Genomic DNA, 7080 nt, shown 5'->3' with positions numbered 1-7080 from the left:
TACCGCGTGCTTTTTCTTCAGGCGCTGCGTCGATCTGGTCGTAGGCCTTGGCGGATCCGCCGAACTTGGCTGCCAGCACGGTGGTGATCGCTGCTGTCAGTGTGGTCTTGCCGTGGTCAACGTGACCAATGGTGCCCACGTTGACGTGTGGCTTGGTACGTGTGAATTTTTCTTTACCCATTTTTCAATTCTCCAAAGAGCTAATCCCGTGTGTTGGTTTTACGTCTGCACGATGTTGCTAGTTCGCCCCGCACGGGAACAGGGCGGCACACCGTCGCAGACAACAAAAAATTACTTAGCGCGCGCTGCCATGATGGCTTCAGACACGTTGCGCGGGGCTTCCGCGTAGTGCTTGAATTCCATGGTGTAGGTGGCACGGCCTTGCGACATCGAACGCAGCGATGTGGAGTAGCCGAACATTTCGGACAATGGCACTTCAGCTTTGATCGCTTTGCCACCGCCAACCATGTCGTCCATACCTTGCACCATACCGCGGCGCGAGGACAAGTCGCCCATCACGTTACCGGCGTAGTCTTCAGGAGTCTCCACTTCCACGGCCATCATAGGCTCCAGAATCACGGGGTTGGCTTTACGGCAACCTTCCTTGAAACCGAAGATAGCGGCCATCTTGAATGCATTTTCGTTCGAGTCAACATCGTGGTAAGAACCGAATGTCAAAGTGACCTTCACGTCAACCACAGGGTAGCCTGCCATGACACCTTGTGTCAGGGCTTCAATCACACCCTTTTCGACCGCGGGGATGTACTCGCGAGGAACCACACCACCCTTGATAGCGTCGACGAATTCAAAGCCCTTGCCCGCTTCGTTGGGCTCTACGGTAAACACAACGTGACCGTATTGACCCTTACCACCGGACTGACGCACGAACTTACCTTCGACATCGGACACGCTCTTGCGGATAGTTTCGCGGTAGGCCACTTGGGGCTTGCCCACGTTGGCTTCCACACCGAATTCGCGCTTCATGCGGTCAACAATAATTTCCAAGTGCAATTCACCCTGACCACCAATGATGGTCTGACCGGATTCTTCGTCCGTCTGCACACGGAAAGATGGGTCTTCTGCAGCCAAGCGGCTCAGAGCGATACCCATTTTTTCTTGGTCAGCCTTGGTCTTTGGCTCAACAGCCTGGCGGATCACGGAGTCAGGGAACACCATACGCTCCAAAGTGATCACAGCTGCGGGATCGCACAGGGTTTCACCGGTGGTCACATCCTTCAGGCCCACGCAAGCAGCGATATCGCCGGCGCGGATTTCATCCACTTCTTCGCGGTTGTTAGCGTGCATCTGCACGATACGACCGATACGCTCTTTCTTGCCACGCACAGCGTTGTAAACGGTGTCGCCTTTTTTCAGCACGCCAGAGTACACACGAACGAAAGTCAACTGACCCACAAACGGATCGGTCATCAACTTGAACGCCAACGCTGCAAACTTCTCGTTGTCGTCCGCCTTGCGGGTAACTTCTTTTTCGTCTTCGTCGAAGCCCTTGATCGCCTTCACGTCCAAAGGAGAAGGCATCAGCTCAATCACGGCATCCAACATGCGCTGAACACCCTTGTTCTTGAACGCAGTACCGCACAACATAGGCTGGATCTCACCAGCGATGGTGCGAGCACGCAGACCGGCGGTGATTTCCTCTTCGGTCAATTCGCCTTCTTCGAGGTACTTGTTCATCAGGTCTTCAGAGGCTTCTGCAGCCGCTTCGACCATCTTTTCGCGCCACTCATTAGCGGTTGCAACCAGATCTGCCGGAATATCTTCGAAGGTGAACTTCATACCTTGAGACGCTTCGTCCCAGATGATGGCCTTCATCTTGCGCAGATCGACCACACCAGTGAAGTTCTCTTCAGCACCGATTGGAATGACGATTGGCACAGGGCTGGCCTTCAAGCGCAATTTCATCTGGTCGACGACCTTGAAGAAATTGGCACCGGTACGGTCCATCTTGTTCACGAAGGCCAAACGTGGCACTTTGTATTTGTTTGCCTGACGCCACACGGTTTCAGACTGGGGCTGCACGCCACCCACGGCACAGTAAACCATACAAGCGCCGTCCAGAACACGCATCGAACGCTCCACTTCAATCGTGAAGTCAACGTGTCCGGGGGTGTCAATGATGTTGATGCGGTGCTCAGGGAAGGACGTATCCATACCCTTCCAGAAGCAAGTTGTAGCAGCGGAGGTGATGGTGATACCACGCTCTTGCTCTTGCTCCATCCAGTCCATCGTGGCCGCGCCATCGTGCACTTCGCCGATTTTGTGGTTCACGCCGGTATAGAAAAGAATACGCTCGGTCGTGGTAGTTTTGCCAGCGTCAATGTGCGCAGAAATACCGATGTTGCGGTACCGCTCAATGGGGGTAGTGCGAGCCATGATGGATCCTTGGTTGATCAAATTCTTGAGGGGGTCTGCTGCTACATGCAGCAAGACAAACGACTTTCAGAGTATGGCCAGCCCACATGACAGCGCCAATGCGCCGCCCGGACCTACCAAGCTCTGAAAGCCGCGATTTCCGTTGCTTAGAAACGGAAGTGAGAGAAGGCCTTGTTGGCTTCAGCCATACGGTGCACTTCATCACGCTTCTTCATGGCGCCGCCACGGCCTTCAGTGGCTTCCAACATTTCGTTGGCCAGGCGCTGAGCCATAGACTTCTCGCCACGCTTGCGGGCAGCTTCCTTGATCCAGCGCATGGACAAAGCCAAGCGACGGACAGGACGCACTTCAACTGGCACTTGGTAGTTAGCACCACCCACGCGGCGGGACTTCACTTCCACCATGGGCTTGACGTTGTTGATAGCGACGGTGAACGCTTCCAGAGCATCCTTATCGGGGTGCTTCTTAGCGATCAGCTCCAGCGCGCCGTAAATGATGCGCTCTGCAACCGCTTTTTTGCCGCCTTCCATGATCACGTTCATGAATTTGGACAGCTCTACGTTGCCGAACTTAGGATCCGGCAGGATTTCACGTTTAGGGACTTCGCGACGACGTGGCATATTTCACCTCATATTGCTTCAGTTGGCATCTTTTCAGACACCGCGAGAGTTATCTAAAACCCCCACTTACTCGACCCACACGGACAATTCCGGGCTTCGGGTCACTTCGCTGTATCTCCGCGCCACGCGGGGAACAGCACCGAAAATCACAGACCTACAGGGCTTATTTAGCCTTAGGCTTCTTTGCACCGTACTTGGAGCGGGATTGCTTGCGATCTTTCACGCCTTGCAAGTCCAGCGAACCGCGAACGATGTGGTAACGCACACCTGGCAAATCCTTGACACGACCGCCGCGAACCAGCACTACGCTGTGTTCCTGCAAGTTGTGGCCTTCACCGCCGATGTAAGAAATCACCTCAAAACCGTTGGTCAAGCGCACTTTGGCAACTTTACGCAGAGCGGAGTTAGGTTTTTTAGGCGTAGTGGTGTACACACGAGTGCAAACACCGCGGCGCTGCGGAGAGTTCTGCATAGCAGGGCTCTTCGACTTGATGGTCTCGACCTCACGGCCTTGACGCACGAGTTGGTTAATGGTTGGCATTGAAAAACGTCCCTAAACGTTTGAATATTACGAAAACGTGAATCCCTTCGGAAATTCCGAAAAGCCTTCTAATGTAGCAGAACAAGGGTTTACGCGCAAACTGTTACTCGCACTCAGCGAATCCAGAGGCGCACGGCATCCCAAGCGCGGCCAATAACTCCCGCTTGCTCGACACCATCCAGGGCAACCAGAGGCACTTCTGCGACCACCTGCTCTCCAGCGCGCACCTTGAGAGTCGCCAGCACTTGGCCTTTCGCGATGGGCGCGATCAATGGCTCATTGCGCACCACTTCCGTTTTCAATTGCGCGCCAGTGCCCGCAGGTACCGAAACAATCACCCCCTGAGGGCGCCCGACTTTGACTGAAGAGTCTGCCCCCTTCCACACCTTGGGAGCCACAACAGCCGCACCTGCGTCATACAACTTAACCGCCTCGTAGGCCGTGTAACCCCAATTGAGCAACTTCTGCGACTCGTTGGCGCGTGCGTTCTCGCTCTCGGCTCCCAAAACAACTGTCAACAAGCGGCGCCCCCCGGTCGCAGCAGGAGAGCCCGCTGGCGCACCGGCGGTGATCAGCGCGGGAAAGTCACGCTTTGCAGTCGCCACGAGGCAATATCCTGCCGCATCCGTGTGACCGGTTTTCAGCCCATCCACCGTCGGATCCCGGAACAGCAACAAATTGCGATTGCTGTCATTGGCGGCAGGAGTACCGGGATAGCGGTATTTTTTGATGGCGTAGAAATGGACATAAGCGGGGAAGTCGCTCATCAGCCGCGTCGCAAGAATACTTAAATCTCTGGCAGTGGTTACATGCCCCGCTTCCGTCAATCCCTCCGGGTTTTTGTATCCCGTATTTTTCATGCCAAGCACCTTGGCTTGCTCGTTCATCATCTGGACAAACCGCTCCAAGGAGCCGCCCACACCTTCTGCCAATGCCATGGTGGCATCGTTTCCGCTTTGTACGATCATGCCTTTAACAAGATCTTCCACGGGCACTTGCATCTTGGGATCAATGAACATGCGGGAACCCGGCATTTTCCAGGCCCGCTCGCTGACGGGAAAGGTTTGCTTCAGGTCGATCTTCTTGGAGCGCAGGGCATCAAACACCAAGTAGGCGGTCATCAGCTTGGTCAATGACGCCGGCTCCACCGGCATGTCGAGGTCTTTTGAGGCCAGTATCTGGTTCGTCGTGACGTCGAGCAACAAATAAGCCCGTGCGGCGACCTCTGGCGGGCGTGGCGCCTCTGCAGCCACGGTAAAGCTCAGCGCCGCCAAGAAGGAGGCAATCAATAGTTTCATAGTTCAGTCAGGGTGGGGAATTGAAATCTAGGTGCGCGGGGAAGCCCCGGCAGCACCGGCTTTGCATCAGCCGCGCAGGTGGCGGGCAACAATATTGCGGAGCAAGGGCAATTGTCCATGAAAGAAATGCCCTCCGCCGGGTACCACCGTCACCGGTAGGCTTTGGGGGCGGGCCCAGTTCATCACATCAGAAAGCGGCACGGTGTCGTCTTCCTCTCCGTGCAGCACCAAAGTTCTGTCGTGGAACTCCGTCGACACCGGCGCCACCGAAAAACGGCTTGCCGCAGTCCCGACAAGAACCACTTTTTCCGGATTTCGCTCCACCAAAGCAGTTAAGGCATGGCTGGTGACAAATGCGCCGAATGAAAAACCCGCCAAAGCCAGCGGCCCCGTCGGCGCGACATGCTGCACCACGGCCAGCAAGTCCTGCAACTCACCGGTTCCGTGGTCATACGTACCTTCGCTTGCGCCTACGCCGCGAAAGTTAAACCGGACGGCGCGCCACCCGCTCTGTACAAAGGCGCGGGCGAGTGTCTGCACCACTTTGTTATCCATGGTTCCACCAAACAATGGATGGGGGTGCGCCAGAACCACCGTTCCACGCTCGGTACCTCCCGGCTGCCCCTGAGGCTCATCCATGAGGCCCTCCAGCAAGCCGACCGGACCCGTTATCTGGAATTTTTGAGTAGAAGAATTCATGCTGCTATGGTTTTTATAGTGCGTCGCCCAGATGCAATAAGCGCCCGACTGGGCTGCGACATCTCAACGCCCCAGATGCGCAGGCGTCAGCAAACGCTCGACTACCTTGCCGTTTTTCAAATGAGACTCCACGATTTCTTGAATGTCTTCACTATCTACAAACGAATACCAGACAGCCTCCGGATAGACAACGGCTACAGGCCCGCCAGCGCAGCGGTCCAGGCAACCGGCTTTGTTCACACGCACTTTGCCTGGCCCGGCCAGACCGGCCTCCTTGACAAGCTGTTTGCAGGTGTCAAACCCTTGTTGCGCGTTGTGGTGCGCGCAGCTGTCTTCACCATTCTTCCGCTCATTGAGGCAAAAGAAAATATGGCGTTCGTAATAGGAAGTATCGGGAGTGGTGGAATCGGTCATGGGGCGATTTTAGGTTTTCGTTTCTCTGCGCGCGATTTGCCCCAAAAGATAAAAGGCCGCTGCGTACGGCCAGAGCCATCCGACCCATTGCGCCAACCCATTGAACCGGATGAACCGGCCCTGCTCCCAAAGCTGCAGGGTTTGGGCGAAATAGGGGCTTTCAGGCGCTTGATTGAGCAGACTTAAATAAATACCCAACGCCAACAGTGCGACCGCAGCGCTGGCACGCCAGGAGGAAAACACGAACAAAACCGCAATTACGGCGCCGGTCATCACCCCCATCTGTGCGGGCACATCCAGCCACGCCCAAGCGTGGACCGGCCCCCAACTCAAGGCGGCCGACAGGGTAGTCGCCAACACGGCGGAGCCCGTTGTCACCACCACCACGACCATGCGTCGCCACCGCGCTCGCACAATACAAAACCCGAGCAGACAGGGAATCAACAGGCCCAACGCAACACACAGCAACTCAGTGCCGGGGGCCAGCACAGGCCATTCGTTCGCGGGAGCCGGCAGCCAGCCATCGAATTCCGAGTCCGCCAGCGCAGCATGGAGCTGGTCCTGCACCTTGCTCACAACCTGCCCCAGCCCCAAGGGCACAGAAGAAGGAAACAGCAAGCCCAAAGGCCAGGTGGAGAGCAAGACAATGCCACCGCGCGACTGTGGCACGAACCACCGGCTGCGCACCCGGTTCCAATGGTCGATCACGCCAGCCCTCTCCAGCACAAAGGCCAGGATCGCCCCGCAGCCGGCCCCGAGTGAATTCAACAAAAAATCCTCGCGGGAAGGAACCCGCAAGGGCAAATAACTTTGCAGTGCCTCCATCAGCAGCGACAGCAGCATCACGCCCAGCGGTGCAAGCCAAACCGAACTACGCCGCCATCCGGAGCGCAATGCCCCCAGCACCACCAGCCCGCCGAGCGGTACATAGCCTGCAATATTGATGGCCACGTCAAAGCCTGTCCAATACCTCGGGGGAGGCGCCAGCAAAAAGGCCCAACTGGAAATTCCCTGGTCGCGCCACTCGACAAAGGGGAACAAACTGGCATAGGTCACCAGCGCGGCATAGAGCGCTGCAAGAGGCCATGCGGTGGATTTGTGCATGGCAGAGCGC

8 protein-coding genes are annotated in these 7080 nt (G+C 56.4%); all 8 read right to left on the bottom strand.

Annotated elements, in window-relative coordinates:
* A partial coding sequence (locus QZW03_RS11180; protein WP_296510074.1) for a GTP-binding protein occupies window positions 1–181 on the bottom strand: 181 nt, incomplete at its 3' end.
* A gap of 110 nt (window positions 182–291) precedes the next feature.
* Window positions 292–2394: an elongation factor G gene (gene fusA / locus QZW03_RS11175; protein WP_296510073.1), complete on the bottom strand. Its 2103-nt coding sequence runs from the start codon at window positions 2392–2394 to the stop codon at window positions 292–294.
* Window positions 2395–2540: 146 nt separating this feature from the next.
* Window positions 2541–3014, bottom strand: coding sequence for a 30S ribosomal protein S7 (rpsG, locus tag QZW03_RS11170; RefSeq protein ID WP_087495494.1), 474 nt, complete (start codon window positions 3012–3014; stop codon window positions 2541–2543).
* 163 nt (window positions 3015–3177) lie between these two features.
* A complete protein-coding gene (rpsL, locus tag QZW03_RS11165) occupies window positions 3178–3555 on the bottom strand; it encodes a 30S ribosomal protein S12 (protein WP_011466063.1) in 378 nt (125 codons plus the stop codon).
* 113 nt (window positions 3556–3668) lie between these two features.
* On the bottom strand, window positions 3669–4853 hold the full coding sequence (locus tag QZW03_RS11160; protein ID WP_296510072.1) for a D-alanyl-D-alanine carboxypeptidase family protein: 1185 nt from the start codon (window positions 4851–4853) through the stop codon (window positions 3669–3671).
* A gap of 66 nt (window positions 4854–4919) precedes the next feature.
* The gene (locus tag QZW03_RS11155; protein WP_296510071.1) at window positions 4920–5552 is read right to left on the bottom strand and encodes an alpha/beta hydrolase; all 633 of its coding nucleotides are present in this window, start codon (window positions 5550–5552) and stop codon (window positions 4920–4922) included.
* A 63-nt stretch (window positions 5553–5615) separates the two neighbouring features.
* Window positions 5616–5966 (bottom strand): (2Fe-2S) ferredoxin domain-containing protein, encoded by a 351-nt coding sequence (locus QZW03_RS11150; protein ID WP_296510070.1) that lies wholly within the window; start codon window positions 5964–5966, stop codon window positions 5616–5618.
* Window positions 5967–5975: 9 nt separating this feature from the next.
* Entirely contained in the window at window positions 5976–7070 is a 1095-nt protein-coding gene (locus tag QZW03_RS11145) for a VanZ family protein (protein WP_296510069.1), read from the bottom strand.
* Between the last annotated feature and the right edge of the window lie 10 nt (window positions 7071–7080).

Origin of the sequence: Rhodoferax sp., assembly GCF_013297935.1 — a bacterium.
Classification (GTDB): Bacteria; Pseudomonadota; Gammaproteobacteria; order Burkholderiales; family Burkholderiaceae_C; genus Allorhodoferax.
Note: the sequence above shows the minus strand (reverse complement) of the source record. Positions and strands in the feature narration are given on the sequence as shown.